The organism is Enterococcus mediterraneensis (assembly GCF_900604485.1).
Taxonomy (GTDB): Bacteria; Bacillota; Bacilli; order Lactobacillales; family Enterococcaceae; genus Enterococcus_C; species Enterococcus_C mediterraneensis.
The window spans coordinates 1,631,539-1,658,202 of the sequence record NZ_UWOP01000001.1 but is presented as its reverse complement, the minus strand read 5'-3'; the positions used below and the strand labels follow the sequence as shown (position 1 = coordinate 1,658,202).

The 26,664-nt window shown below is 40.0% G+C and carries 26 protein-coding genes and 1 other annotated feature; of the genes, 10 read left to right on the top strand and 16 right to left on the bottom strand.

Annotated features, from left to right (window positions below):
* The 8 genes from EFB00_RS08100 to EFB00_RS08065 form a co-directional block, all read right to left on the bottom strand.
* Positions 1–273: a DUF6171 family protein gene (locus EFB00_RS08100; protein ID WP_122646342.1), complete on the bottom strand. Its 273-nt coding sequence runs from the start codon at positions 271–273 to the stop codon at positions 1–3.
* Between the two features lie 2 nt (positions 274–275).
* Entirely contained in the window at positions 276–1,721 is a 1,446-nt protein-coding gene (locus EFB00_RS08095; protein ID WP_122646341.1) for an alpha-N-arabinofuranosidase, read from the bottom strand.
* A 14-nt stretch (positions 1,722–1,735) separates the two neighbouring features.
* Positions 1,736–3,304, bottom strand: a complete 1,569-nt coding sequence (locus EFB00_RS08090; RefSeq protein WP_241153420.1) for a glycoside hydrolase family 43 protein — start codon at positions 3,302–3,304, stop codon at positions 1,736–1,738.
* A gap of 81 nt (positions 3,305–3,385) precedes the next feature.
* Positions 3,386–4,357, bottom strand: coding sequence for a glycoside hydrolase family 43 protein (locus tag EFB00_RS08085; RefSeq protein ID WP_122646339.1), 972 nt, complete (start codon positions 4,355–4,357; stop codon positions 3,386–3,388).
* 15 nt (positions 4,358–4,372) lie between these two features.
* Complete coding sequence (locus tag EFB00_RS08080; protein WP_122647073.1) at positions 4,373–4,789, bottom strand: hypothetical protein; 417 nt, start codon at positions 4,787–4,789, stop codon at positions 4,373–4,375.
* A gap of 8 nt (positions 4,790–4,797) precedes the next feature.
* Positions 4,798–5,649 (bottom strand): carbohydrate ABC transporter permease, encoded by an 852-nt coding sequence (locus tag EFB00_RS08075; protein ID WP_122647072.1) that lies wholly within the window; start codon positions 5,647–5,649, stop codon positions 4,798–4,800.
* 90 nt (positions 5,650–5,739) lie between these two features.
* The gene (locus EFB00_RS08070) at positions 5,740–6,630 is read right to left on the bottom strand and encodes a carbohydrate ABC transporter permease (protein ID WP_122646338.1); all 891 of its coding nucleotides are present in this window, start codon (positions 6,628–6,630) and stop codon (positions 5,740–5,742) included.
* A 47-nt stretch (positions 6,631–6,677) separates the two neighbouring features.
* Entirely contained in the window at positions 6,678–7,928 is a 1,251-nt protein-coding gene (locus EFB00_RS08065; protein WP_122646337.1) for an extracellular solute-binding protein, read from the bottom strand.
* Positions 7,929–8,266: 338 nt separating this feature from the next.
* Between EFB00_RS08065 and EFB00_RS08060 the strand changes: the two genes are divergently transcribed.
* Positions 8,267–9,157: an ArsR/SmtB family transcription factor gene (locus EFB00_RS08060; protein ID WP_122646336.1), complete on the top strand. Its 891-nt coding sequence runs from the start codon at positions 8,267–8,269 to the stop codon at positions 9,155–9,157.
* A gap of 192 nt (positions 9,158–9,349) precedes the next feature.
* Here EFB00_RS08060 and pepV read toward each other — a convergent pair whose 3' ends face one another.
* Positions 9,350–10,768 carry a dipeptidase PepV gene (pepV, locus tag EFB00_RS08055; protein WP_122646335.1) on the bottom strand — a complete coding sequence of 473 codons (1,419 nt, stop codon included), beginning with the start codon at positions 10,766–10,768 and terminating at the stop codon, positions 9,350–9,352.
* A gap of 142 nt (positions 10,769–10,910) precedes the next feature.
* On the opposite strand from pepV, the gene EFB00_RS08050 reads away from it, so the two are divergent.
* Positions 10,911–11,741 carry an NAD(P)H-hydrate dehydratase gene (locus EFB00_RS08050; RefSeq protein ID WP_122647071.1) on the top strand — a complete coding sequence of 277 codons (831 nt, stop codon included), beginning with the start codon at positions 10,911–10,913 and terminating at the stop codon, positions 11,739–11,741.
* Positions 11,742–11,844: 103 nt separating this feature from the next.
* On the opposite strand, the gene EFB00_RS08045 is transcribed toward EFB00_RS08050, so the two are convergent.
* From EFB00_RS08045 to EFB00_RS13735, 5 genes are all read right to left on the bottom strand, one after another.
* The gene (locus EFB00_RS08045) at positions 11,845–13,716 is read right to left on the bottom strand and encodes an acyltransferase family protein (RefSeq protein WP_122646334.1); all 1,872 of its coding nucleotides are present in this window, start codon (positions 13,714–13,716) and stop codon (positions 11,845–11,847) included.
* Between the two features lie 201 nt (positions 13,717–13,917).
* On the bottom strand, positions 13,918–14,793 hold the full coding sequence (locus EFB00_RS08040) for a YitT family protein (RefSeq protein ID WP_122646333.1): 876 nt from the start codon (positions 14,791–14,793) through the stop codon (positions 13,918–13,920).
* Positions 14,794–14,893: 100 nt separating this feature from the next.
* Positions 14,894–16,666, bottom strand: a complete 1,773-nt coding sequence (gene aspS, locus EFB00_RS08035) for an aspartate--tRNA ligase (RefSeq protein WP_122646332.1) — start codon at positions 16,664–16,666, stop codon at positions 14,894–14,896.
* 12 nt (positions 16,667–16,678) lie between these two features.
* Positions 16,679–17,974, bottom strand: a complete 1,296-nt coding sequence (hisS, locus tag EFB00_RS08030) for a histidine--tRNA ligase (protein ID WP_122646331.1) — start codon at positions 17,972–17,974, stop codon at positions 16,679–16,681.
* Positions 17,975–17,985: 11 nt separating this feature from the next.
* A complete protein-coding gene (locus tag EFB00_RS13735; protein ID WP_277424025.1) occupies positions 17,986–18,111 on the bottom strand; it encodes a hypothetical protein in 126 nt (41 codons plus the stop codon).
* Positions 18,090–18,298: a binding site (T-box leader), on the bottom strand. It overlaps the preceding gene by 22 nt.
* A 150-nt stretch (positions 18,299–18,448) precedes the next feature.
* On the opposite strand from EFB00_RS13735, the gene EFB00_RS08025 reads away from it, so the two are divergent.
* The 3 genes from EFB00_RS08025 (at position 18,449) to EFB00_RS13445 (ending at position 20,145) form a co-directional block, all read left to right on the top strand.
* Complete coding sequence (locus EFB00_RS08025) at positions 18,449–19,384, top strand: aldo/keto reductase (RefSeq protein ID WP_122646330.1); 936 nt, start codon at positions 18,449–18,451, stop codon at positions 19,382–19,384.
* A gap of 71 nt (positions 19,385–19,455) precedes the next feature.
* A complete protein-coding gene (locus EFB00_RS08020) occupies positions 19,456–19,890 on the top strand; it encodes an acyl-CoA thioesterase (protein ID WP_122646329.1) in 435 nt (144 codons plus the stop codon).
* An 84-nt stretch (positions 19,891–19,974) separates the two neighbouring features.
* On the top strand, positions 19,975–20,145 hold the full coding sequence (locus EFB00_RS13445; protein ID WP_164709449.1) for a hypothetical protein: 171 nt from the start codon (positions 19,975–19,977) through the stop codon (positions 20,143–20,145).
* Positions 20,146–20,234: 89 nt separating this feature from the next.
* On the opposite strand, the gene EFB00_RS08015 is transcribed toward EFB00_RS13445, so the two are convergent.
* Complete coding sequence (locus tag EFB00_RS08015; protein ID WP_122646328.1) at positions 20,235–20,843, bottom strand: TetR/AcrR family transcriptional regulator; 609 nt, start codon at positions 20,841–20,843, stop codon at positions 20,235–20,237.
* Positions 20,844–21,144: 301 nt separating this feature from the next.
* On the opposite strand from EFB00_RS08015, the gene EFB00_RS08010 reads away from it, so the two are divergent.
* Both EFB00_RS08010 and EFB00_RS08005 read left to right on the top strand, forming a co-directional pair.
* Positions 21,145–22,026 (top strand): ABC transporter ATP-binding protein, encoded by an 882-nt coding sequence (locus EFB00_RS08010; RefSeq protein WP_122646327.1) that lies wholly within the window; start codon positions 21,145–21,147, stop codon positions 22,024–22,026.
* Positions 22,027–22,048: 22 nt separating this feature from the next.
* Complete coding sequence (locus EFB00_RS08005) at positions 22,049–23,662, top strand: ABC transporter permease (protein WP_122646326.1); 1,614 nt, start codon at positions 22,049–22,051, stop codon at positions 23,660–23,662.
* Between the two features lie 133 nt (positions 23,663–23,795).
* On the opposite strand, the gene EFB00_RS08000 is transcribed toward EFB00_RS08005, so the two are convergent.
* Positions 23,796–24,353, bottom strand: a complete 558-nt coding sequence (locus EFB00_RS08000; RefSeq protein ID WP_122646325.1) for a TMEM175 family protein — start codon at positions 24,351–24,353, stop codon at positions 23,796–23,798.
* Positions 24,354–24,515: 162 nt separating this feature from the next.
* Between EFB00_RS08000 and EFB00_RS07995 the strand changes: the two genes are divergently transcribed.
* The 3 genes from EFB00_RS07995 (at position 24,516) to EFB00_RS07985 (ending at position 26,243) form a co-directional block, all read left to right on the top strand.
* The gene (locus EFB00_RS07995) at positions 24,516–25,217 is read left to right on the top strand and encodes a phosphatase PAP2 family protein (protein ID WP_122646324.1); all 702 of its coding nucleotides are present in this window, start codon (positions 24,516–24,518) and stop codon (positions 25,215–25,217) included.
* A gap of 83 nt (positions 25,218–25,300) precedes the next feature.
* The gene (locus EFB00_RS07990) at positions 25,301–25,615 is read left to right on the top strand and encodes a PadR family transcriptional regulator (protein WP_122646323.1); all 315 of its coding nucleotides are present in this window, start codon (positions 25,301–25,303) and stop codon (positions 25,613–25,615) included.
* 10 nt (positions 25,616–25,625) lie between these two features.
* A complete protein-coding gene (locus EFB00_RS07985) occupies positions 25,626–26,243 on the top strand; it encodes a hypothetical protein (RefSeq protein WP_122646322.1) in 618 nt (205 codons plus the stop codon).
* Positions 26,244–26,664: the final 421 nt, after the last annotated feature.

Sequence of the window (26,664 nt, the reverse complement as noted above, 5' to 3'; positions counted from 1 at the left end):
TCAGTTACTGATCTGCCCTGTTTTTCCCAGTATTTTTTCCCACATTCCTGCAGGACAGTATTTTTTTGATAGATGCGCACGAAATTTGTAAAAGCAGCCGCATTTTGTACAAGTATGATTTAACCGAAATGGGCAGTTTTCACAAATGGCGATTCGTTTTTGAACGACATCAGAAGCAGCAAGATCGACTTCAATAGATAACTGCTCTTCAATCAATAAATCTACATTGACTGACGATGCTGTTTCTTTGATGTCGCACCCTTTGCAAGACATCTTTAGACCTCTATAGAAATTGTCAAAACACTCATTGCTGGTACATTAACTGTTAATCCATTATTGTTTGTTTGGTAATCATCAAAAGTCTGAATCGAGATATCTTCTGGATGATCAAAATCATTATGAGCATTCATCTTATCTCCAACAATATAACGTGCCTCTTTCACATGTTTAATTGCTGTCTCAAAACCGAAATTGATTTTCTCCGAACCTGAAACTGCGAAGTTGCAGATCGACAAATGAATTGTATCCTTTTGTTTCGAGATCGTGTAAGTGATTGTATCTCCGACTTCCCCATGACTTTCAACTCGTTGGGCATCCTGATGAACTTTATACAGATCAAAAACATGATAACTTGGCGTTTTAATCATTTTTTCTCCATCTGTCAAAATCATTGCCTGTAAGACATTGACCGTTTGAGCGATGTTTGCCATATGGACCCGTTCCGCATGTTTGTGGAATATATTTAGGGTGATAGCTGCTACCATGGCATCCCGAATTGTGTTTTGTTGATATAAGAAACCAGGATTGGTCCCTGGTTCAGCAGTAAACCAAGTTCCCCATTCATCGACGATAATCCCCACACGTTTTTCTGGATCGTATTGATCCATGATGGCGCTATGGCGAGTGATCAATTCATCCATATAAGCTGCTTTTTCACATGTCACAAACCATTCAGCCTCGTCAAATTCTAAAGCACTTCCTTTTTTTTCCCAACCTTGTGGATGAACATAATAGTGGAGACTCAGACCGTCCATCAACCAGTGAGCGTTCTTCATCAATGTTTCTGTCCAGTGATAATCATCGACATTTGCCCCACCAGCGACTTTATAAATCTTTTGGTCTCCATATTGACGTACATAAGTTTGGTAACGTCGATAAAGATCTGCGTAATATTCAGGACGCATATTCCCCCCACAACCCCAGTTTTCATTACCGACACCAAAAAATTTCATATTCCAAGATTCATCTTGTCCATTTTCACGACGCCAATCAGCCATTGGGGAGATACCATTCATAGTGATGTATTCGACCCATTCAGACATCTCTTGGACCGTGCCGCTCCCAACATTCCCATTCACATAGGCATCGCATTCTAATTGTTTGATTAGTTCAAAAAACTCATGGGTTCCGAAATGGTTGTTTTCCGTCACGCCGCCCCAATGAGTGTTAACAATAGTTTTGCGCTTTTCTTTAGGTCCAATTCCATCTTTCCAATGGTATTCATCCGCAAAGCATCCTCCTGGCCAACGCAGCACAGGTATTTTTATGTTCTTCAAGGCTTCTACGACATCTGTTCGCATTCCGTTTTTGTTTGGGATCGTAGAATCCTCTCCCACGTAAAGCCCTTCATAAATACATCTGCCTAGATGTTCAGAGAAGTGTCCATAGATATATTTGCTGATAGTAACGTCTGATTTTGTATTTAATACTTTGATTGTCATTTTTTCTTACACTCCTAATCCTGTTTATTTCCCCAAATAGACTCGTTATTATTGCCTATCGTTGAAAAAGTAAGAGATGTTCGTTCTCCAGTCGCATCAATTTGTTGTTCTAATAAAGTTCCTTTAAAAATGTTTTCCCCGATGGTCAGAGTAATAGCACCTTTTGAATGAGACCACTTTCCTGAGAGATCTCCTTTGATTTCTCCATTTTCCAGTAATTCAATAACTTGTGATTTTATCATTGTTTTTCCGTTATCAGTTCCATGGTTGATTATTTCATACCTGCCAGCAATTTGAGAATCTTTCATATTTTCTGCGATTTCTTCATTATCCCGGTATTCAAACGGAGCAGGTACTGGCCATCCGTCTTCGTTCATGTACATTGAATGAACACGAACCTCGTGTACTTCTGACCCATTATTGAAGCGAGTATGAAAAACCAGATACCAATCCCCATTTTCATCAATAATTACGGAATTATGGCCTGCCGCTCTGAAGCCGGTCCTCTGATGTGCAAATTGGTAGTTGCCCATTAATTTAATGCCATACTTGATATTTTGTTCCCCTTTTTCAATAATAGGAGAATTGCCTTTGGCATCTAAATATGGTCCTTCTGGAGATTCAGATCTAAAAAGCCGCATATTATAGCCGCCTTTTGCCGAAAGCCCTCCATAAGTCACAAAAAGATAATAATAATCTGTATCTTCATCATAAACAATATACGCGCCTTCTCCAGATTGATGATAACCGCCCGATAGTTTCGTACCGAAATAGCGATCGATCGTCCTTCCGTCACTTGTTAAGCCGTCTTCTCCTGGATAAATTGGTTGACCGTTCTTAGGATCGAGTTCTAGAATGTAAATACCTCCAGACCATGATCCGTAAGTCATCCATAATCTACCATCTTCATCGTAGAAAAGAGCCGGATCAATAGCATTTGGTGCATAATCCGTATTGTAGGTCAGCCCATCTTCGATTACCCATTTCTCGCTAAACCCATTGATACTCTTGTCATCTATCAATCTTTTTAAATTCGTGTTGCCATAGTTTGTATTTCGTTCACTACCATCAGTTGAATCTTTTTCAGTGAATCCTGAATAAACTATCGTTGAATCGTAGGTATAAGGTCCTTCGATCGTTTTGGCTACAGCAAACCCAATCGCAGATCTTCGCCATGTTGAGCTAGCAGAATAATAAAGCATGTAGGCGCCCTTCGAACCGTCGCTCCATTCATAGGAATCATTCCAGATTACGTCTGGCGCCCAGATATTAAATCCGCCAGCCGAATCAGCATCATCATATCCGGCCCATTTAAAAGTTTCTGCAAGATTTTCTTTTGTTTTTCCAAACAAAAGGTTGTCATCCATATTCTCATACTCATTAACGAAGGGTACCTCCCAAGCTAAGAAATCTTCCGTTTTCGCTTGTGCGATATGAGAACCAAAAAGATAAAAAATTTCATTTCCTTGGTCATCTTTAATTGAAGTAACTGACGGGTCATGGATCGATACTCTTGCTTGATTTGTAGTTGTCCACTCATTTTGCGGAAGCGCACTCACATCTCTGCTTAATTGACAACCCATGAATAAGAAACTGCTTAATAAAATGGGGAGTGTCCGTATGATCGATTTTATTTTATTTAGAGTCATCTCTATCCTTTCATTTTATACGCCGCTTAATACGCCGCTGACAGTTCCAGGTTCTCCAAAAACCGGCATACCGTTTTCATCCCAAGAAAATATCTGAATATAAGCATGTCTATTGGGATTTTCAAGAGGATCACCAGTTTTGTTTTTCTCTGGACGAGCATGGTAAACAAGAACATCTCGAATGTTTTCTTCGTCAATTGTAAAAGAATTGTGTCCAGGTCCATAAAGAGAGTTTCTTTCCGAACTTGAAAAGACCGGTTCTTTTTCTTTGTGCCATGAATATCCGTTTAACAGATCACTTTCCTCATTAGCCCATAGTAGTCCCATTGCATAATTTTCATCAGTCGCACTGGCAGAATAAGTAATGAACACTTTTCCATTTCTCAAAATAACAGCGGGTGCTTCATTGACCATGAAACCTCTCTTTTCCCAATCATAAGTCGGCATACTTAAAAGGATTTGTTTTCCTTTTAGAGTCCAAGGGTTCTGCATCTCTGATAAATAAAGATTTGAATTTCCAGGAATATTAGGATCTAGTTGCGCCCAAACATAATACAACTTATTCCGATGCTCAAAAACGGTAGCGTCTAAACTGAAGCTTTCAAATTGAGTTTTGATCTGACCTTTTTCTTGCCACGTTCCTTCAAAAGGATCCTCATTGCTGTTTTCGATTACATACATTCGATGATGATGTTGTTCATCTCTTACCTTTGCATCATCGGAGGCTGCAAAATAGATATACCACTTTCCATGTATAAAATGGAGTTCAGGGGCCCAGATCAACTGACTCATCGGACCTTGTTCATGAGCAGTCCAAACAACTTTTGATTCCCCATTCTCTAAATCACTTAGTTTTTTTGCTCTACGGATCTCAATTTCCTGATAACCAGGTTTGGATCCCGTAAAATAATAGTAGCCATCGGAATGCTTGTAGATCCATGGATCCGCTCGCTCAAGTACAATAGGTTTCACGTAATTTTCTGCCATATGTCTCTCACCTTCTTAAGAATAACTGTTTTTTGCTTTCAACATTTTTAATGCTTTATTTCTTGAATTATAGATAACGAAAGTAACTAAATATAAAATGATCCCAATGACATCATAAATCAATAGATGAATGACCACACAAGCTAAAAGCCAATATATTATCCTCTTCTCGATCTTGTTATTCTTCATACTTGCCGCATTGATCCAACTTATGATACCGATCAGGATCGTAGCTAAAGCAACGATCATTACTACTTTTGAGATCATTCCTACTAAACTAGAATTCAAATAATCATACCGACCAACTTGTTGAAAAGCAGTTATTCCCTGCTCTTCAAACCACGGATAATAGGCAAACATTGTGATCAATCCAATGCAGATATCCCAACTGGCACTAAACCGTAATAGATTTCTTTCTAGTTTTCTTTGCATAGTCATCCCTACCCTTTGATACCTGCATTTAGATTCATTGATTCAATAAAGTATTTTTGAGCGAATAAAAACAACAACACTGTGGGAATAATAGCAATCAATGCAGACCCCATTAATTGACCGATCATTCGGTAATTCCCATAGATATCTTGTAACAATAAAAGTCCCGCTGTAATCGGCATTTTTCTAACATCCGTATAAACAATAACCGGCCATAAAAAGTCATTCCATGATCCTGTAAATGAAAAAAGGCCGACAACAATAAGAACCGGTTTTATTAAGGGCACAATAATCTCTGAAAAAATCGTAAATTCATTGGCACCGTCCATACGAGCAGACTCATCAAACTCCAGCGGTATCCCTTTCATAAATTGTCTTACGAGAAAAATATTCCCCATACCGGCTAAACCTGGAATGATCATGGCAAGTGAAGAGTTTACCCAACCAAACGTTTCAATAATTTTATATGATGGGATCAGATTAACAACGCCAGGAAACATCGAGATTCCCATTAAGATATAGAAAAGGCGATCTCTATATCTAAACCGCATTCGGCCATATCCGTAAGCCGTGACTGCTACGACGATCACAACTAGAATCGAATGGCTGACCGCAATAAAGAGTGAATTAGAAAGCCATTGCAGGATGGGGGCTGTCGATGTATTTGTCAGGATCGCTACATAGTTATCTAAAATCCAATTCACAGGCAATAAGCGAAATCCTGATGAAACAATCTCTGTCTGAGAACGAAAAGAAGTCGCAAAACTAAAAATCAGCGGAATGACCCAAATAACACATAAGATGATCAGAAATGCATAAGCAACTAATGCGCTCGAAATATTTTGTTTTTTTATATTCATTCCCTTTACGCTTGAAATATTTTGTTTTTCAATATTCATTTCCTCTATACTCGAAATATCTTGCTTTTTTATATTCATTCCCTTTCCTCCTCAAGTATTGCTTCTATCAAGTAAGAAATACTGGAACACTGATACGCACATAATGATTATTCCTAAAATGACAGCCATTGCAGATGCCATTCCGGCAATCGACTCACCTTGGCTAAATGCCAATGAACGGATATACATCATCAAAACGGTTGTACTCTGATTCGGTCCACCGCCAGTCATCATTAATGGTTGCGCAAAAACATTGAACGCACCTGCGGTTGTCATCACAACTGTGTACAATAAGGGAAAACGTATGGATGGCAACGTTACATTGAAAAACTTCTGCACAGGTCCTGCTCCGTCAATCTCAGCAGCCTCGTAAAGATCTTCATTTACACCGGATAGAGCTGAACGGTAAATAATCATATTTCCACCAATCGCTCCCCAGATGCTGACAACAAAAATCAAAATCCATGCATATGGTTGTCTAGAAGCCCATGAAAAATCAAAACCGAAGAGATTATTAACTGCACCTAATCGTGAGTGAAAAATAAGTGTCCAGATTAATGAACCAGCGGAAACTGAAATCAAACCTGGAATATATAGAATTGCTTGAAAGAAACCTTTGAATTGTACTTTTTTATGTTGCAGAGCTGCAGCGATCAGCAACGGGATAATTATTTGCAACGGTACCATGATCAATACAAAGATAAAAGTATTTTTCAGGCCGTTCCAAAATTGCGTGTAGAATGTTGACGAACTATCAAACAGCAATGTTCTGTAATTATTGAAACCTACCCAAACAGGATCTGAAATCAAGTTCCATTGTGTGAAGGATGCATAAATCCCGTAAATGGTTGGAATGCATACAAAGATAATAAAAAGGAGCATGTGTGGTCCGATAAACGCCATAGAAGTCCAATTGATTTTTTTATTTTTCATTTCTGTCATTCCCTTCGAAAATCAGAAAGGGGATGAATCCATCCCCCCTTCGTTCTTTACTTCGCAACTTCCGCAATTTTGTCTTCCACATACTGTTGCATTGTTGCCAGCCCTTCATCTATATCTAATTCTCCATATGCGATATCTGTACAATATACATCTAATGCTTCTAATACATATGAGAAATAAATATAATCGAAGATGTACAGGGTTTCTTCTTCTTCAGGTGTTGATGTAAAGAATGATTGTGGATATTCTTTATAGTCGTCACTTTCAAGAATATCATTACTTGCTACTATCTGACCGGCTTTCGCCCATTCGATTGAATTTGTCCGAACGAATTCCAAGAATTTCGCAATAACTTCTTCTTTTTCTTCTGTCCTTGCTTCACTCTTCAACATACCAAACATGTGAGATGCAGCTCTGTTTGTTGCAATTTCATCCGAAGTAGAATAAATATTCGTAACACCCCAATTCAAACCTTCAACGGCATCATGAGCAGTGGATGTCCAAGTACCATCTGTTGAAAATAAAACATTTCCACCTTGGAACATTAGGTATCCATCTTCTCCGTATGGTGTCATCAGCCCTGCGTCTGTTAACGCTTTTATTTTTTCCAAAGCTTCTTTCATTTCAGGTGTATTCACTGTTGGATTTCCGGAATTATCAGAGATATCCCCACCCAAGTTGCGGATTTGGGCCAAAATCACCCAAGATAACAGCGCATTATTTACTACATAGTCTCCCTCTTCCATTTTTCCAGCTAATGACATCATCTCATCAAATGTCACGATATCATCGTCTAACCATGAAGTAACTCCGTATTTTTCTAAAAGATCTGTATTGTAGTACATAGCACTTGCATGGATATCTAATGGAATAGTGTATTGAGTCCCTTCAACTTGTCCTGCATTCCAAGCAGTATCTAAATAATTGCTTTCTTGTAGATTCGGTTGGTAGGACATCAGTTGTTCCGCTGAGTCTAAAATATCAGAATTAACAAACTCCTCGACTTTATAGGAATGCATCAATGTCAAATCGGGAATCCCGCTTTTTGAACTGACAACTGTACTTAGTTTTGTGTACATATCTGACGTAATAACATGATTTATCGTATATTCTGAATCTGACTGTTCATTAAACTCTTTTACGATTTGATCCATATAAGCACCATCGTCACCAGTCAATGGAGACCAGAAATCAATTGTAAATTTTTCTTTTTGGGCAGCTTGATAGCGATTAAACCCAACTAATGCAACAGCAACCAAAACAAGTAGAGCACCAATGAACATTAATTTTTTTTTCATATTTTTCCCTCTTTCACTTTTTATTCGTTAAAAATAATTGGGCCGCTTTCTTCAGACACCCTTCCTAAACATACTTTCGGAAATTTTTATCCAAAGAATCGATTCATACTAATATTAGTTTAAAATACAAGCTTGCAAACTATTTAAACTTACAACTAAATAATAACTTCAAATGAAATCGTTGTCAACAATATTTTTGTTAAAATAGTTAATGTATATTTATTTTAAGTTAACAAATATATTAATTATAATTCGCAGAGTTAATTACATTTACATAAATTAGCAAATATGTTAATATTCAAATAAATCATAAATCGTATTTGCATGGAGGTAAAAATATGCAATTAGAAATTACTCAGGAAGCATTACCGGTCTATGAAGCATTAGCCAGTAATGTCCGAATAAAAATTATCCAATTATTATCGAAAAATAAAATGAACGTCAAGGAAATTGCTCATGAATTAGGACTGAGTAGTGCCATCGTTACAATGCATATCAAGAAATTAGAAGAAGCTAAAATCATCAAAACTGAACGTATCGGTCAACAGAAAATCTCCAGTTTACGAGTTGATCACATTGATATCAATTTTCCGGAAAAAATTTTCAATGCATTCGACACTCGAGAAACCTCAATTCCAATTGGTCATTACACAAATTACTCCGTGGAACCTACTTGTGGTCTGGCTACTCTTTCTGGATTCATTGGACCTGTTGATGAACCTAAATTTTTTATGGATCCAAATCGAATGAATGCTCGAATTTTGTGGTTCACGAAAGGATTTGTTGAATACCAATCTCCAAATTTCCTATCATTGGAAGAAAAGCTGGAAATGATGGAAATTTCGATGGAGATTTCTTCTGAGTTCCCATTTTCAAATAATAATTGGCCTTCTGATATTACCTTCAGTTTAAATGGGATTGAACTTGGTACTTGGACTAGCCCTGGAGATTTTGCTGATATTCGTGGTAAATATACACCAGATTGGTATCCAGATAATTTAAACCAATATGGTTTATTAAAAACGATTCGAATCATGGAGCATGGTACTTATATGGAAGGAGAGCCTTTATCACCCATCACTATTAAAGATATACCTGCTTATGAAGATACTTGGCACTTGAAAATCGAGGTCAAAGATACAGCAAAATACGTTGGCGGTTGTACCCTCTTTGGAAAAGGTTTTGGTAATTACGACCAAGATATCAAGATCAAAATGTTTTATAGCTAAAAAGTTTGCCCTTCACTATTTTGAAAGATGAGAACGGGTTCTTGGACGTCAATGCAGGGTGGTAGGCAACTGATATAGCGAGAAGATGAACTGACGTTAACTAATTGTGAAAATAAAAAAATCCGAATGCTGGAAAGCTCGTCAACAGGAGCATTCCAACATTCGGGTATTTTTTACTTTGATTGTTTTAGATTACTTCGCCAAACGATAGATGGCATCAGCATAAATAGCTGCTGCGCGCAACAGATCGTCTAATGTCATGAATTCATTTGCTTGGTGCATCGTATCCGTATAGCCTGGGAACATCGCGCCGTATGCGACACCGCGTTCCAACAGACGTCCGTATGTGCCGCCGCCGATGATTTGTTCGTGTCCTTTTTCACCGGTATGATCTTCATAAACTTGTAGAAGAGTCGCTACCAATGGATCATTTTCAGGTACATAGTGGGGCGCCATATTGCGTTCACCACGAACGATCGAAGCATTTTCTTTGGAAACGACGTTGTTCAATTCGTTTTCAAGATCATCTGCTGTCACACCTTTTGGATAACGGAAGTTCAATGCGATGTAGTTTTCAGATTCCGCTTGATCTGCAGCAAACGCGAACAACCCAGCGTTCATCGTCAATTTGCCCATTTTTGCATCTTCATGAGCGACACCGGATTTTTCACCGTAGAAGTCTTCATGGATATAAGTTGCCGCAGTGTGCAGGAAGTTTTTCCCGCCGCCGGCAAACGCATATTGATCTAAGAACAGAGCCAAGAAAGTACCGGCATTGATCCCTGCTTGTGGGCTTGCGCCGTGCGCGCTTTTACCAACTAATTCGATTGCAACAGTATTGCCGTCCGCTTTGACAGTTCCGCTGACAGGATTAGCTGTCGTGAATTCTGCGAATGCTTTTTCCAATTCGGCAGCCGCTTCTGCTGATGGTACAGTAACTTGAGCTTTTGCCGCACCAGGTACCATATTTTCCCGCAAACCGGCAGCAAATTCGTTTAATGTATATTCGCCGGAATTATCACCGGAAAAATGCAGTTTCAATGTCACATTTCCTTTTTCACCGTTGATGATCGGAAATTCTGCATCCGGTGAGAAACCGAAATCAGGTTTTTCTTCATGTTCAAAGTAGTAGTTCATGTCGCCCCAGCCGGACTCTTCGTCACTACCTACAACAAAACGGATTTTCTTTGTTAATGGCAGTTCCAATTCTTTGATGATCTTCAATGCATAATAAGCAGCCATACTTGGCCCTTTGTCATCGGAAGAACCGCGAGCAAAGATCTTGCCGTCTTTCAATACTGGTTCATAAGGATCTGTATCCCAGCCATCTCCAGCAGGCACCACATCCATATGACCAAAGATCCCTAATGTTTCATCACCTTCGCCATATTCGATATGTCCAGCATAGTTATCGACATTTTTCACGGTAAAGCCGTCTCGTTCGCCGTATCCTAACATATGCAGCAGCGCGTCACGAGGTCCTGGACCAAATGGAGCGTCCGCTGTTTTTTTTGAGTCGTCTCGTTCACTGTTGATTCTTAATAGATCAAATAAATCTTTCAACAAGTCGTCTTTCCGAGCTTCGACTTCTTTTTGCCAATCGATTGTCATGATACATTCCTCCTAAATCTACTCTCGTGTCCAATGATACCATTTCTTTAGTAGAAATGAAAAACAAAGAGTCAATTTTCTAAAAATTTCCTGTTTTGCAAATGTTCGTTATAATAGAAGAAAAGACTTGGCGGTGAAAACAATGAAAGAATTCACAAAAGAACTTTTAGCGAAGGTGATCCATCCGCGACCAGCGGAATCCCACAAAGGCGACTATGGAAAAGTGGTTTTGATCGGCGGTAATCAGCAATATGGTGGAGCCATCATGATGAGCGCAGAAGCCTGTGTTTATGGCGGTGCAGGATTGACGACAGTTGCTACGCATCCAAAAAATCACGCTTCTTTACACGCACGTCTGCCGGAGGTCATGGTTTTGGATTGGCAAGAGGAGCAGACACTTGCAAAAGTAATCGAAAGTGCCGATGTGATCTTGATCGGACCGGGTTTAGGAGAAGACGAACACGCCAAAAGACTGCTGCACTTTGTATTGCAAACACAAAAAGAACAATGGTTAGTGATCGATGGCTCAGCTATTACCTTGTTTTCTGAAGGAGATTATTCCCTTCCAAAGCCGGAAAAAACGATTTTCACTCCCCATCAGATGGAATGGCAGCGTCTGAGCGGTATCCCTGTCGAGAAACAAGAAGCTGCCGCCAATCAACGAGCCCAGCAAAAAATCGGCGCGACGATCGTATTGAAAAGTCATCGGACTGAAATCTACACCGCTGATAAAATCTATAAAAATCCTGCCGGCGATCCAGCAATGGCAACAGGGGGAATGGGCGACACATTGGCAGGGATCATCACAGCTTTTTTAGGTCAATTTACCCAAGATATACAAACGATCAGCGCCGCAGTCTACCTTCATAGTCTGATTGGCGACCAATTGGCGCAAGACCATTACGTCGTGTTGCCAACAGCTATCAGTCACTTGCTGCCTATTTGGATGAAAAAGATTGCTGAAAACAGCTAAATTATCAAAACTCCTAGAATCCACATTGATATGATACAAAAATAACCGAACTATATCCCTCGATTTTTAAGGACATATAGTTCGGTTACTTATTTTCTCAGATTTATTTCAATATTGTTTGGGAGACCAGTTGGCAGTAGTAGACCATGCCATCGGTATTTGGATGGACGCGATCCTCATAGAACCAGTCTTCGTGATTATTACTTAGACTGTACCAGTCGATCAATGTGATATTTTTATATTTTTCCGCCATTTTCGTCAGCATCGTATTCACATCATTTTGCCAACGTTGTGTCGGTACTCGCACATTTACCCAGTAAACGTTCCGATCGCCTAATTCCTTCATAAAAGCATCAAACTGTGCTTCCGTGAAAGATCCGTTGGTACCTAGACCTACCAATACATTCTTTTTCAATAATCCATCTTCATCTAATTTTTTCACAAGATCGGCGCTGGCATAAAGCTGACGACCGATATCTGCATCAACGATGATATTTGGGAATATCTCTTTCAAATCTGAAGTCGCATCCAACATCACGGAATCACCAAATGCAGTCAGCTCCATTTTTTGCGCTTTTTTCACTTGGGCTTCTGTCAAACCGTATTTGTCGATCAACGATTTTTGTGATTCATCCAAGGACTGACTAGTCTGTGCTGATGAATTGTCTTGTGATTGTGCGGCTTTTCTGGATTTTTCTGCTACGGCTTTGTTGGCAGCGATATTTTCCTGTAGGCGTTTTTGATTGGCATCTACATGATTAGTAGGCGCGATCGCCAATCCCACGATTGAGATAACGATCACCGCAAGACTAGGCAACAACCATATTTTTTGACGGCTGATGATCGGCGTTTCAAACCAACCTTTGACTGTCCGCCAACTTTTTCCATAATCGAAACGCCGCAAAGGATTCTCAATATAACGATAAGATAATTCGCTGATAATAAGGATCAGTGCCAATTCAATCAATGTATGCAGCCAGACATTGTCGGCAATACTATTGATTTTTGATTCGTAAAAGATCATAACTGGAAACTGGTAGAGATAGATACCGTAACTCCGTTTGCCGATATAGCTGAAAATCGGATTTGTCAGCCATTTGTTCAAACTGGCGCCTGGATGAGCCACCACTGCTACTAAGATCACACAGAGCAAACTGATCAAAAACATCCCGCCGTAATAAATAAATGTATAATGAGCATCTAAAAAGAAAAATGCTGCGGCTAAAAGCAAGAAACTAATGATCCCCGCTCCGTTCAATACCTGCTTTGCTTTACGGGGGATCTGCTCTTTCAAATGGGTGCTAGGCCAGATGAATGCCAACGCCGAACCCAGCCAAATAGAAAACAAGCGGGTATCTGTCCCATAATACACACGCGTCGGATCAGCTCCAGGCACGTATTTGATAGCCATCCAGACAGCCGACGCACAGGCCAGTGCAAAGACCGTATAAAATACATGCTGTCTTTTTTTGCAGATCTTCATCAATACTACGAACAACAATGGCCAGATCAGATAATTCTGTCCTTCGACAGCCAATGACCAGATATGTGTAAACGGCGACTCGTTTGCAAAGCGGTCAAAATATGACATTCCATTATTGATCTGCCACCAGTTGTTTACATAGAGCAAACTGCTGGAAAAAATTCCTTTTAGATTATTCAATAAATTACGCTGAAACAGCGTGATATAAGCAGATCCGGTGATCATTAAAAAGACCAGTCCCGGATAAAGACGTTTCATCCGCCGGACATAAAATTGCCAGATCGCTATCTTGCCATTTTGATCCCATTCCTGCCTCAGCAGATCTGTGATCAAATATCCTGAAACTGCGAAAAACACAGGTACACCTAAATAGCCTCCCCGCATTCTCGTTGGTAATAAATGATAAAAAATAACTCCGATTACAGCCAACGTGCGAATTCCATCGAACCCTGTGATGTAACGGCTCTTTTTAAGTCGTTTTTTTTGTTGCATCCTCATTCCAACTTTTCTTTTTTTTCGTTATTCTACCCATTAATAAACTACAAATAACACCATCTTATCATGCCATATTCTCCAAAAAAATGGCATTTTTTATCTATACAAAATAAAATATTTTCAAAAAAATTAAAGATTTGTTCGCGCACTTGCGAAAAAAATATTAGAGAAAGTCCTGTAATATTTCTTGATGATATTTTACAGCTCTTCCTCGTAAAACCGCCCTAAGATCTGAACATTCTCAGCGATACTGACAAACGCCTTAGGATCAGCTTCTTTCATCGCACTGCGCAATAATGGTAACTCAAATCGAGTCACTACTGTCAAAAGAACTGTCTGCTTATCATGATGATAAGCACCTTCTGCTTCATTGATGATCGTGATCCCCCGCCGCATGCGATGTTGGATCGTGTGGATCACCCGATCAGGATAACGAGTAATGATCGTCACCTGCATCTTCTTTTGCTTCGTGTAAACAGCATCCGTCACTTTGCCGCTGACAAAAATCGCTAACGCGCTATACAACGCATATTGCCAACCAAACAAGATCCCTGCTGCCAACATGATAAATAAATTGAAAATGATCGAGATCGAGCCGATCGTCTTGCCGGTTTTTTTGCGGATCGCGATACTTAGAAAATCTAAGCCGCCAGAAGACAACCCGCTTTTCAGCGCATAGCCGATCCCAGCCCCCATGACCGCTCCACCAAAAATCGCACAAATTATCGGATCATCAGAAAGAACTTCTTCCGGCATGATCTGCATAAAAATCGATGTCAAAACAACAGTGATCCCGGTAAAAATCGTAAATTTATGTCCGATTTTAAACCAGCCTAGAAAAAACAGTGGTATATTCAACAACGATAATGCCAGAGATACCGGAACATGCACACCGATCAGATCTTTAGATAACGTGGTCAAGATCTGAGCGACCCCTGTGATCCCGCTAGAATAAATATGTCCTGGCTGATAAAAAAAATTCACAGAAATAGAAGCTAATAGCGCATAAACGATCGAATAAGAGAATTTTGTTGCAAAATCTGGATGGGGCAAGTGTTTCAAAAATTTAGTCATGGAAAATAGGGCCTCGTTTCGAATATTCTTCTCTCATTATACGAAAATTTTCTGTAAAAAGAAGAGGACAACTCTTAAAAGTTGTCCTTTTCATGAAAATTTATTCTTCTTCGATCGAAGTCACGTCGATGTTCAGTTCAAAAAGCTGTAATGGCGATACGATACTTGGGGCAGCTGACATTGGATCGGCAGCTTTCCCGTTTTTCGGAAAGGCGATCACTTCACGGATATTGTCTTCACCAGCTAACAACATCGCAAAACGATCAAGTCCTAAAGCGATCCCGCCATGTGGAGGGAAGCCGTAATCCAACGCTTCCAATAAGAAGCCGAATTGTTCTTCCATCGCTTCTTTTGAAAAGCCTAGTGTCTCAAACATTTTTTCTTGAACTTCTCGAGTGTGGATCCGCAATGATCCGCCTCCTAGTTCGTATCCGTTCAAGACGATATCGTAAGCTTCCGCATAAACTTTTGCCGGATCACTGCTTAACAATGGAATGTCGCTTTCTTTCGGCATTGTAAATGGATGGTGAGCGGAGACATAGCGTTGCGCTTCTGCGTCGTATTCGAATTGCGGCCAGTCAGTTACCCATAAGAAATTGAATTTAGTTGTATCGATTAACTCTAATTCTTTTCCTAAACGTGTCCGCACTGCTCCTAAAGCTGCTGAGACCACATCAAATTTATCCGCGCCAAACATCAGCAAGTCGCCGACTTCAGCATCTGTTGCTTGAATGATCGCATCTTGTTTATCCGCTAAGAATTTAGCAATCGGTCCTTTCAAGCCATCTTCTTCCACTTTAAGCCAAGCCAAGCCTTTCGCGCCGAATTGACCGACATATTGTCCTAATTGATCCATATCTTTCCGTGAATAGCGGCTTGCTGCACCTTTCGCATTCAGTGCTTTGACGACCCCGCCGTTTTCCAATGCCATTTGAAAAACTTTGAAATCCACGTCTTTGACTGTTTCGCTAAGATCGATCAGTTCCATTGCAAACCGAGTATCCGGTTTGTCGCTTCCGTAACGGGCCATCGCTTCGTCGTAAGTCATACGAGGAAATGGTAGTGTAACATCGATCCCTTTGACATCTTTCATTACTTTCGCGATCAAGCCTTCTGTGTACTCTTGGATCTCTTCTGCTGAAAGGAATGTCGTTTCGATATCTACCTGTGTAAATTCAGGTTGGCGGTCCCCCCGCAAGTCTTCATCCCGGAAACAGCGGACGATTTGATAATAGCGGTCCATACCGGCATTCATCAATAACTGTTTGAAAATCTGCGGTGATTGAGGCAATGCGTAAAAATGACCTGGATGGACCCGGGAAGGAACCAGATAATCCCGCGCGCCTTCTGGAGTCGATTTTGCTAAATAAGGTGTTTCGATATCCAAAAAGTCATTTTCATCCAAATAATGACGGATCGCTTGGGTTGTTTTGTTGCGCAAAATCAAGTTTTTCGTCATCTTAGGACGGCGCAAGTCCAAATAACGGTATTTTAGACGTACTTCGTCACTGATATTTTGTTCATCTTCAATCAAAAACGGCGGTGTTTTTGCTTTGTTTAAAATTTTGATCTCTGAAGCCATCACTTCAAATTTGCCCGTCGCCATTTTAGGATTGATTGCTTCAGGACTGCGGTGAACAACTTCACCAGTCACTTCGATCACAAATTCGCTGCGGCACTTGTCTGCGATCTCCCATGCTTCTTTTGATTTTTCAGGATTGAATACAACTTGAACGATCCCTTCACGGTCGCGCAGATCGATAAAAATCACGCCTCCTAAATCTCTTCTTTTTTGTACCCAACCTTTTAATGTAACAGTTTGACTGACTTGTTCGTCAGAAACCAATCCGCAATAAATCGTGCGTTTTGCCATTTTATTTCTCTCCTATTCTTCCAACATGCTCATTTCATCATAGACTCCTGAAAAATCTTCATAGATTTTCGTCAGCGGGAAACTTTTTTCTTTACGGCTAGCCATTGACTTGACGTTGATGATTCCTTGTTCCAATTCATCTTCACCCAACGTCAAAACTAATTTCGCGCCGGCTTTGTCCGCTGTTTTGAATTGTGCTTTTGCTTTTCTTTGCATCACATCACGGTCGGCAGAAAAACCAAAATTGCGGATCGCTTGGACTACTTTCAACGCTTCGATATTCGTTGATTCACCGATGCTGACTACGTAAGCATCCAACTCGTTCATTGCAGGAATAACCACTTCTTCTGCAGCCAGAGTCAACAATACCCGTTCGATCCCTAATGCGAAACCGAAACCTGGAGTAGCCGGTCCTCCCAATTCTTCTACCAATTGATCATAACGACCGCCGGCACAGATCGTAGCTTGCGCGCCCATCCCCGGTGCATCGCTCATGATCTCAAAGATCGTGTGGGTGTAATAATCCAATCCCCGCACCATATTCGCGTCTACTTCATAAGGAATTTCCAGTGCATCCAACATTTTAATCACTTCGTCAAAATGTTTTTTTGCCGGTTCGCTGAGATAATCTAAAATCGAAGGCGCATCCGCCACGAATTTTTGATCTCGTTTATCTTTGCTGTCTAAGACCCGCAAAGGATTTTCGTGAAGGCGGCGTTTGGAGTCTTCACTCAGCTCTGCTTCATGAGGTACAAGATAATCGATCAACGCTTGACGGTATGCTTGACGAGTCTCTTTATCTCCCAATGAATTGATCACTAAACGGATTTGTTGGATCCCAAGTTGTTTGAAGAAATCCAACGCCATCGCCATCGTTTCAACGTCTGTGGCTGGATTGACACTGCCGAACGCTTCTACACCGATTTGATGGAATTGACGCAACCGGCCTTTTTGTGGCCGCTCATAGCGAAACATTGGTCCCATATAAAATGTTTTGTATGGTTTTGCATATTCCGGACCGTATAATTTATTTTCTACAAAGGATCTTACGATAGGCGCTGTTCCTTCTGGACGCAGTGTTACATGGCGATCACCTTTATCAAAAAAGTCATACATTTCCTTTGAGACGATATCTGTCGTATCACCGACACTGCGGGCAATCACTTCATAATGCTCAAAGATCGGTGTGCGGATCTCACTGTATTGATAATCATGGAACAATAAACGGGCCGTTTCTTCCACAAATTGCCATTTTTCTGATTCGCCAGGCAAGATATCATTGGTTCCTTTCGGACGTTGATAACTCATTTCGTTTCCTCCTAATTTTTTCTTTTTAGTATATCTAAGCAGTACTGTTCGACACCTGCACGATAGCTGTTAAAACCATCAGCTTCTGCAACAAAAAAAAATCGCCCTTGTTTTATACAAGGGCGAATGATTGACATACGCGGTACCACCTAAGTTCGAAAACATCACTGTTTTCCTCTATGCAAGTAACGTTTGCAAACGAAGCGGCTTTTCACTCGCTCATCTCCAGAGTGTCTTTCGGGTACAAGTCTTGAACTATTTTCAGCCATGATAGTTCTCTCTAGAAAGTTCCTTGTAACTTACTCGCTCTTTCATCGATTTTCATATTACCAATAAACTACTAAAATATATGGAAAATGTCAAGCTGTTTTCTATAAACTCCAGTGCAAGATAGTTTTTCTTTTTCTTGATCTGTTCTAGACTATAAATAGAAAGAAAATAGAAAGAATAAGAAAAAATAGGAGGGATTTTTTTATGGCAGATGTACGAATCGGAAAATCGCGGGTATACGCGTCAACTTTAGGATTAGGAGCAAACGCGGTGGGCGGGCACAATCTTTTCCCCGGACTTGATGATGAGACCGGCAAAGAAATCGTCCGCATGGCATTACGCAGCGGCATTACATTATTAGATACGGCTTACGCTTATGGCAATGGGCGTTCAGAAGAATTGATCGGCGAAGTGTTGCAAGAAGATGAATTTGATCGTTCACGCGTGATCATTGCGACAAAAGCCGCCCATGATCCTGAAAATCCAGGGACTAAAAACAATTCGCCGGAATTTCTGGAAAAATCGGTAGAAGACGCATTGCGCCGTCTGCAAACGGAATACATCGATATTTTCTATATCCATTTTCCTGACGAAGCAACGCCAAAAAACGAAGCGGTCGCCGCTTTGCATCGTTTGAAAGAAGCCGGCAAGATCCGAGCTATTGGAATCTCCAATTTTGATCTGGCACAAGTCAAAGAAGCCAACCAAGACGGTTACGTGGATGTCGTGGAGGATCAATTCAGTCTGATCCATCGTGAAGCGGAAACAGAACTATTACCGTATCTACGAGAAAATCGCATTAGTTTTGTCCCTTATTTTCCATTGGCTTCGGGTTTGCTGACAGGCAAATATTCTAAAGAAATGACCTTTGACGAAAACGATCTTCGCAGCAAAAAAGCTGATTTCAAGGGTGTACGGTTCCAAACAATCATTCAAAAAGTCGATCAAATGAAAGAAATAGCACAGCGTTATGATGCAACAGTTGCCCAATTGGTTTTGGCTTGGTATTTAAAAAATCCTGATATCACCGCAGTCATCCCTGGAGCGAAAAAACCAGAACAAGTCCAAGCCAATGCACAAGCTATCGACATCCGCCTTTCAAATGAGGACTACGATATCATTGATAAATTGTTCAGCTAAACGGATAAGAAAGCAAGACTAGAGGGTTTTGCTTTCTTATTGTATACTTGGGACAAAAAGGAGCAAAATACGTGGAACTTTATCATGGCTATCAACGCCAACCTCATTATTATGAAACCGATCAAATGGGGATCATCCATCATTCAAATTATATCCGCTGGTTTGAAGAAGCCCGGGTCGCATTACTGGAATTTCTGAATCTGCCCTATCACCAACTAGAAAACGCAGGGCTCATCGTTCCTGTATTAGCAGTCAGTTGTGAATATAAACAAATGATCCGATACGGCGACACTGTCCGTATCGATATCTTTGTAGACAATTATACCGGGACACGCCTTGACTTTCGTTACGAGATCCATGACAGTTCGTCCAATGAACTGCTGACAGTCGGAACCAGCCAGCATTGTTTTTTGAAAAAAGATAGCGGCCGCTTGGTTCGTCTGCAAAAAACGCAGCCGGCGTTTCATCAGATCTTTCAGGACTATTACTTGTTGAAGATTGAGTAATTTTCTGAATATTCAGCCAAATAACTTGCAATCCTCCCTCTTTTTTTATAGTATGAATTAATCTATGAAAAAGGAGGAGATCGCATGTACGCTGTCAAAGTATTACATGGTTACATCGCTAAAGATGGACACCGGACCCGTGACAAGTCGCCGGAAAAGCTGATGGTTTTTACTGATAGAAAACAATCAGAACAATTCGCGCGACGGATCGGCGGCCGGATCAAGCGAATCGAATCAGCAGAAAAACGATGTTGAGTAGACTGATTCTAATCCCGCAGCAATATCAAAAAGGATAAAACATGCTCTTATTGTCCAGTAAAGAGTCTGTTTTATCCTTTTTGTATTTACTGATCTTCTTTTTTATCTGGAGCGATTCCTTTGATGATCATCTCAGTCCATTCTTCTGTGTAGGGCATCAATCTTTCATAGATATGAGGTTTCGAGATTCCTTCAACGATTGCTTCAAAGTACAGCATCAAAAATTCATCGGAATATTTCAATGCTACCTTGCCTTCTTTACGGCCTCGGTGGAATATATCCAGCATTATAGTGAAACTTTCTTTACTGTAGACTTCCATCAACGTGGCCAGCTCATCATTTTTTTTATGAGTAACATACGCCATCATATCCAAATAAAACTGTTTGTTCACCTTCTCCATAAAACGGATCTTGTTTTTACTCATGGCAATGATCGTTTCTTCAAAAGGCCGCTCTTCTGCCATGATCTTTTTAGCAGAATCTCCCATTTCATTCAAAAATCTCTTGAATACTTCACCGATCAGGTTTTCTTTGCTGCCGAAATATTTAAAAATCGTTGCTTTAGAGACATTGGACTGCTTTACAATTTCTTCGATGGTGACCTTTTCCACCCCAGTATCTGAATTCATCAATGTAAATGCTGCGTCAAGTACCTGCTGTTTCTTTTCTTCCGCTCTTTTTTCAAAACCATTCATTTTTTCTCCAACTTTCTAATACATACGAATAAAAAGAATATAGATATAAAAATAGTTTATAACTTTTATTTACTTATTATATATAAAATATTATAAACTATCAACCGAAAATTAGTTTTAAATTCTTGATGTATTTCGTTGACTTAAAAATAGAAAAAGAATATTATATACCTGTAAATGAACTTTGGTTTAAAACAAAGAAAACAGAAGACTATTTCATACTTTTTTATGTAATGTATTCTCTTTCTTTGAATAAACTGGAAAGCACGTTATAAGTCTAGATACAAAGGAGTTATAAATCATGACAAAAATTGTAAATGTACAAAGACTGCAAAAAAAATTCGGCAAATCTCCTGCATTGACGAATGTTTCTTTTACAGTAGAAGCTGGTGAGGTTGTTGGTTTCATCGGTCCCAACGGCGCAGGAAAATCAACTACGATCCGGACACTGCTGGGGATCATCAAAAGCGATTCCGGCAATGCAGAGATTTTTGGCAAAGATGTCTGGAAAGACAGTCTTGAGATCCACAAAAGAATTTCTTACGTTCCCGGTGATGTGGCATTGTGGGGCAGTTTGACCGGCGGCGAGATCATCGATCTGTTCATTAAACTTCATGGCGGCGGCGATAAAACCAAGCGGGATTATTTGATCAAACGGTTTGAACTGGATCCTAAGAAAAAAGCCAAAAGTTATTCAAAAGGGAACCGGCAAAAAGTCGGTTTGATCGCGGCATTGTCCGTTGATTCGGATCTTTATATTTTTGACGAACCTACTTCCGGACTCGATCCTTTGATGGAAGCTGTTTTCCAAGATGAAGTGGAAAAAATCAAAAATGCCGGCAAAGCGATCTTATTGTCTTCCCACATTTTAAGTGAAGTCGAACGATTGGCAGATAAAGTCGTCATTATCCGAAAAGGAAAAGTTGTGGAAACCGGAACACTTGACGAATTGCGCCATTTGACACGCTCGACGATCACTTTGGAAACGGTCGGCGATGTTTCTACACTGGCTGATCTTCCAGGAGTTTATGACTTCGTTCAAAAAGACAATCAAGCAAAATTTTCTGCGGATAACCAACAGATCAATGCGATTTTGAGTGCCGCTACCAAATTGGATATCACAAAATTTGAGTCAGTGCCGCCAACGCTTGAAGACCTGTTCATGCGACACTATGAAGCGTAAGCGTTGAAATGGAGGAACTATGATGAATGAAAAGTTTGCGCGTTGGAATGTGCTTTTTGCACAATATCTAAAACGCGATTGGAAGAAGATTATTTTTTGGATTTTAGGAGTTGGCTTGTTCTCTGGCGCCTTCATCCCCGCTTTTGAAGAGATCGCTAAAGGCCAAGGAGCAGCAGGAATGTTTGAAACAATGCAAAATCCCGCAATGATATCGATGGTAGGCCCTACTCCTATTACTAACGGTGCTGATTATACAGTAGGAGCGATGTACGCTCATGAGATGCTGCTTTTTTGCGGATTGTTCGCAATGATCCTATCCATTCTCCACGTCGTCGGTCATACCCGTAAAGAAGAAGATCTGGGACTGACAGAATTGATTCGTTCGTTTCGGGTTGGCCGTCAAGCAAATTCATTGGCGGTCTTAATAGAAACCATCTTGATCAATTTGGCATCAGCTGTTGTGATCGCAGGTCTTATGATTGGTTTCAACGTTGCTACTGTTACGGTGGAAGGCTCGATTTTATTCGCCAGTTCGGTTGCTTTGGCGGGAATACTCGGTGCCGTGATCGCTTTAGTAATGGCGCAGATCATGCCGATCTCTTCCGGTGCTACCGGTTCGTCTTTAGCGATCATCGGATTGCTGTATATCATCCGTGCCGGTACAGATATTTCAAATCTGGATCTATCACGGATCAATCCTTTAAGTTGGGTCTATCTGACCTATCCTTTTACCACCAATGATTGGCTGCCGATCGTATATGGTGTGATTTTTAGTTTCGTATTAACGATCGCAGCGTTTGTCCTTGAAGAAAGCCGAGATATGGGTGGCGGTTATCTGCCGGAACGCAACGGTCGAGCTACTGCGAAAAAATCATTGCTTTCTGTTCCTGGCCTGTTTCTCAGAATCAACCGCGGCGTTGCTGTCAGCTGGATGATTGCATTTGTGGTGATGGGTGCCGCTTATGGTTCGATCTATGGGGATATGCAGTCATTTCTTGAAAGCAATGACCTTGTAAAACACATGTTCACTGCTTCCGGCGTCTCCATCGAAGCATCATTCACCAGCACGATCATGATAGTGATGATCGGATTGTCAGCGATTTTGCCTATCGCGATCGTCAACAAGCTGTTTGCAGAAGAAGTACGTTTGCATCTAAGCCAACTATACGCAACGAAAGTGACTCGGGGAAAACTTTATTGGACCACCATCACGTTAGCAATTGTTGCAGGACTATTAAGTGTTCTTCTAAGTGCCGGAAGTTTGGGTGCTTCCGCTCTTTCAGTCATGAGCAATGATTCCGCGATGAATCTGCAAGACTTTTTGGCAGCAGGTTATAATCTCTTCCCAATTGTTTTATTCTTTATTGGGTTAGCTGCCGTAGCATTAGGTTGGGTACCTAAATTAGGAAAATTGGTTTACGCGTATCTGGCTTACTCTTTCATGTTGAATTATTTCGGCGGTATCTTGGATCTGCCTGACTGGTTTGCTAAAACAGCGATCCAAAGCTGGCCTCCTCATATGCCGATGGAAAAATTTGATTTGCCGACCTTTATCACGATCACTATCATTAGTATTGTGCTGATCATCTTCGGTTATATTGGGTACAAACGCCGAGATATGGTCGAAGGTGCGTAAAAAATATTTGTAAAAATCAATATAAAAACTCTGAACATCGGCTTCTTTCAGCGAATGTTCAGAGTTTTTGCTTTTTCCAGCTTGTGCTTGTTTTTACTATCAGCTTTTCTCCACTTTTTCTAAAAAAAAGCGATCAGTTTCTAACGAACATTTTTTCCGGTATCACCCAAAATAATGCCACGATCCCGCGACCGATCATGGCAATCGGCGGAAATAATGGGACCATCAGCAAAAGGAGTACATTAATGATAATAGAAATACGATGGCGTGGATCTCTTGGGGGAGCCTCATTTGTTTCCGGTTCATTTTTGTCTATCGCATAGCCGATCATGGCAAACGAGACCGTCCACATCGCAAACACGATGGCATAGATAAATTCCGGCCAAAACGCTGAAAAGTCACGACTGACCCAGCTTGTCGCAAACGGACACAACGAAAGCCAAAAGATCCAGAAAAAATTCGTCCAAATGATCTTGGAATTCACTCGTTTCAATTTACTAAATAAATAATGATGAGCATTCCAAATGATCACGATATAAATAAAACTTACCACATAAGCCAAGAAAGTTTCCTTCAGCTCCAATAAAGCCTGTAAATTAGTAGTGTTTGGCGTCTTCAATTCCAAGATCAGCAGAGTGAGAATAATTGCCGTCACACCATCAGTAATGGTTTCTAAACGTGTTTTTGTCATTTTTATCCTCCCTTTTATTTACTGGCATTATCAAACAAAAAATTGACGTTGGCAACTATTTGTATCTTAAGAGAAAATTACCTTGTATTATTCAGTACATTACTTTATATTATTTAGTAGTTAAGTACTTAATATTATAAAGTAAAATGCGAGGTCGTTATAATGAGAAAAAACAATTCTTTTATTCCTTTCAAATCAACTTACCCTATCTATGCTTTAGGTTCGTTGATTGTTTTATCTGCTACTTGCTTGATGGTGCATATTCATTTTCTACCACTGCTCCGCACAGAACAAAAGATCACAGTGTTTTTCCAGCAACTGATCGGAACTCCGGCAATGAACTATAACCACGGTTTATTGAATGACGTGATGACTTTTTTTGCGACTTACGGTGATGCGACACCGATAGTTATCTTAACTGTTTTATTTTCATTGGTGCTTTTTCTTAAAAAGTATAATTTTTTAGCATTTTGGTTTTTAGGTGTTGTCGCTACTGGTGGAGTCATTGGTACACTGATGAAATTTGCATTTCATAGGACCCGTCCCATGGGGCACTTGCCGATCGATGACGGCTTTTCTTTTCCCAGCGGGCACGCAGTAGGCAGCACATTGTTCTTTTCAGTAATATGTCTCGTTTTTCTGCCTAAAATCCAACAGACAGCAGCCAGAAATCTGCTGATGGTTTTAACTGTCGCCATCTGGATCGGGATCTTAGCATCCAGAATCTATTTCAGCGCCCACCATCTTGCGGATCTTCTTGGCGGCGTAGCCTTTGGTCTTTTCTGGGTACTTTCAGCAATGTGCATGTACGCTTTGAGTGCCTCTTGGTTCCAAAAATATGTTTTCAAAAAAAGCCGTCTCTGATCGGCTAATTTTTATTAGCAATCCGCCGGGTTCTCTTGTAATATGAATGGAGGAGATCCACTAATCAAGGCAGGAGTATATCTATGAACAAAGAGATGTTAAAGGGGACCATCGATCTATTGATTTTGTCTGTTTTAAAGGAACAGGACAGCTACGGCTATCATATTTCAAAGATCATTACCGAAAAATCTGATCATAATTTTGAGATCCAGGAAGCAACACTGTATTTGGCACTGAAAAGATTAGAAAAACAGGAATATGTCGAAAGCTATTGGGGAAAAGAAACTCATGGCGGAAAACGAAAATATTATCATATCACCCAGCAAGGAAGCCTCCAATTGCAGGAAATGAAAAAAGACTTCCAGCTTTTAAGTGCTGTTGTCCAAAAATTTTTATGAGGTGCAAGAAATGAATCGACTCTCTATCAAACAAATAAGCTATAAAACCACACTACTGCTTTCCATGCTTTTGTTTTTCACGTCATATTTATTAGATATCTTAATGGTGCCTTCAGAAACAGAAACGATTTTTGTGTTGGGCTATACGGCGGCTATTTTAGCAGCGGCACTGTGGGCTATCCTGAATTATATCGATCATTTGCGGATCAATCCTTTATATAAAAATTATTCTTCCACAAAAGATTTTGTAAAGGATCTGACACTGCCAAAAGATGAGAAGATCGAAATACAGCAAATGATGGACGATTATGTCCAAGATCAGATCGATCAAGGAGCAGATCAGCAACAAGCCATCCAGCAGATCGTCCAACAATTCAAATCCAGCGAACTGCCGGAAAACCATTCGCTTTTTTATCTGCATAATCATAAATATCTTGTTCTCTTAGGCGCAATGATGCTTTTGTTCAGTATTGTGGTTTGGGGATTGAAAACGATTTTTCCTGTATTAGAGTCAGCGGCAGCTGTCGTATTAGAAATCATGTTTGCTTGTTACGGTGTCGGCTTCTGGCTTTCTTTTGCCATGTATCATCTATTGAATAAGATTTTGATCCGCAAAGAAAATCGCTGATTAAAGTTCTTCCGAGATAACGTATCGATAACGAATAAACAATAAGATTAGTAAAAACTATCTGAACAGTAATGGATCATAAAATGGATCCGGCTACTGTTCAGATAGTTTTTATTGTTTTTTATAATCAAATTATAAGAAAGAATATATTGTCCCTTCATGAAAATCAACACAATAAAAATAACGTTTTATATTAAATATACTAAAAGAAAAACTGTGTATAGAGTGTCATATTCGTACCAATCAGATTATTGAATATAACAATTACAGCTTTATATCATATATTTCTCTCATTTTATTGACTATTACTAAATTACGATATTTTTTCAAATTTAAAACATTGATTAATAAGATATGATTGAAGTGATATTTTTGATTATTTTTGTTAAGGTGGATACTGTTAAACATATCATCCAGATAA

Excerpts from the sequence above, each read along its gene's own strand:
- EFB00_RS08075 (WP_122647072.1), bottom strand. The coding sequence starts at position 5,649 with ATGAATATAAAAAAACAAAATATTTCGAGCGCATTAGTTGCTTATGCA.
- EFB00_RS08085 (WP_122646339.1), bottom strand. The coding sequence starts at position 4,357 with ATGGCAGAAAATTACGTGAAACCTATTGTACTTGAGCGAGCGGATCCA.
- EFB00_RS08005 (WP_122646326.1), top strand. The coding sequence starts at position 22,049 with ATGAATGAAAAGTTTGCGCGTTGGAATGTGCTTTTTGCACAATATCTA.
- EFB00_RS08000 (WP_122646325.1), bottom strand. The coding sequence starts at position 24,353 with ATGACAAAAACACGTTTAGAAACCATTACTGATGGTGTGACGGCAATT.
- EFB00_RS13445 (WP_164709449.1), top strand. The coding sequence starts at position 19,975 with ATGTACGCTGTCAAAGTATTACATGGTTACATCGCTAAAGATGGACAC.
- EFB00_RS08025 (WP_122646330.1), top strand. The coding sequence starts at position 18,449 with ATGGCAGATGTACGAATCGGAAAATCGCGGGTATACGCGTCAACTTTA.
- EFB00_RS07995 (WP_122646324.1), top strand. The coding sequence starts at position 24,516 with ATGAGAAAAAACAATTCTTTTATTCCTTTCAAATCAACTTACCCTATC.
- aspS (WP_122646332.1), bottom strand. The coding sequence starts at position 16,666 with ATGGCAAAACGCACGATTTATTGCGGATTGGTTTCTGACGAACAAGTC.
- pepV (WP_122646335.1), bottom strand. The coding sequence starts at position 10,768 with ATGACAATCGATTGGCAAAAAGAAGTCGAAGCTCGGAAAGACGACTTG.
- EFB00_RS08080 (WP_122647073.1), bottom strand. The coding sequence starts at position 4,789 with ATGCAAAGAAAACTAGAAAGAAATCTATTACGGTTTAGTGCCAGTTGG.
- EFB00_RS07990 (WP_122646323.1), top strand. The coding sequence starts at position 25,301 with ATGAACAAAGAGATGTTAAAGGGGACCATCGATCTATTGATTTTGTCT.
- EFB00_RS08045 (WP_122646334.1), bottom strand. The coding sequence starts at position 13,716 with ATGCAACAAAAAAAACGACTTAAAAAGAGCCGTTACATCACAGGGTTC.
- EFB00_RS07985 (WP_122646322.1), top strand. The coding sequence starts at position 25,626 with ATGAATCGACTCTCTATCAAACAAATAAGCTATAAAACCACACTACTG.
- EFB00_RS08015 (WP_122646328.1), bottom strand. The coding sequence starts at position 20,843 with ATGAATGGTTTTGAAAAAAGAGCGGAAGAAAAGAAACAGCAGGTACTT.
- EFB00_RS08095 (WP_122646341.1), bottom strand. The coding sequence starts at position 1,721 with ATGACAATCAAAGTATTAAATACAAAATCAGACGTTACTATCAGCAAA.
- EFB00_RS08050 (WP_122647071.1), top strand. The coding sequence starts at position 10,911 with ATGAAAGAATTCACAAAAGAACTTTTAGCGAAGGTGATCCATCCGCGA.
- EFB00_RS08090 (WP_241153420.1), bottom strand. The coding sequence starts at position 3,304 with ATGGGTTGTCAATTAAGCAGAGATGTGAGTGCGCTTCCGCAAAATGAG.
- EFB00_RS08070 (WP_122646338.1), bottom strand. The coding sequence starts at position 6,630 with ATGACAGAAATGAAAAATAAAAAAATCAATTGGACTTCTATGGCGTTT.
- EFB00_RS08100 (WP_122646342.1), bottom strand. The coding sequence starts at position 273 with ATGTCTTGCAAAGGGTGCGACATCAAAGAAACAGCATCGTCAGTCAAT.
- EFB00_RS08010 (WP_122646327.1), top strand. The coding sequence starts at position 21,145 with ATGACAAAAATTGTAAATGTACAAAGACTGCAAAAAAAATTCGGCAAA.
- EFB00_RS08065 (WP_122646337.1), bottom strand. The coding sequence starts at position 7,928 with ATGAAAAAAAAATTAATGTTCATTGGTGCTCTACTTGTTTTGGTTGCT.
- hisS (WP_122646331.1), bottom strand. The coding sequence starts at position 17,974 with ATGAGTTATCAACGTCCGAAAGGAACCAATGATATCTTGCCTGGCGAA.
- EFB00_RS13735 (WP_277424025.1), bottom strand. The coding sequence starts at position 18,111 with ATGTCAATCATTCGCCCTTGTATAAAACAAGGGCGATTTTTTTTTGTT.
- EFB00_RS08060 (WP_122646336.1), top strand. The coding sequence starts at position 8,267 with ATGCAATTAGAAATTACTCAGGAAGCATTACCGGTCTATGAAGCATTA.
- EFB00_RS08040 (WP_122646333.1), bottom strand. The coding sequence starts at position 14,793 with ATGACTAAATTTTTGAAACACTTGCCCCATCCAGATTTTGCAACAAAA.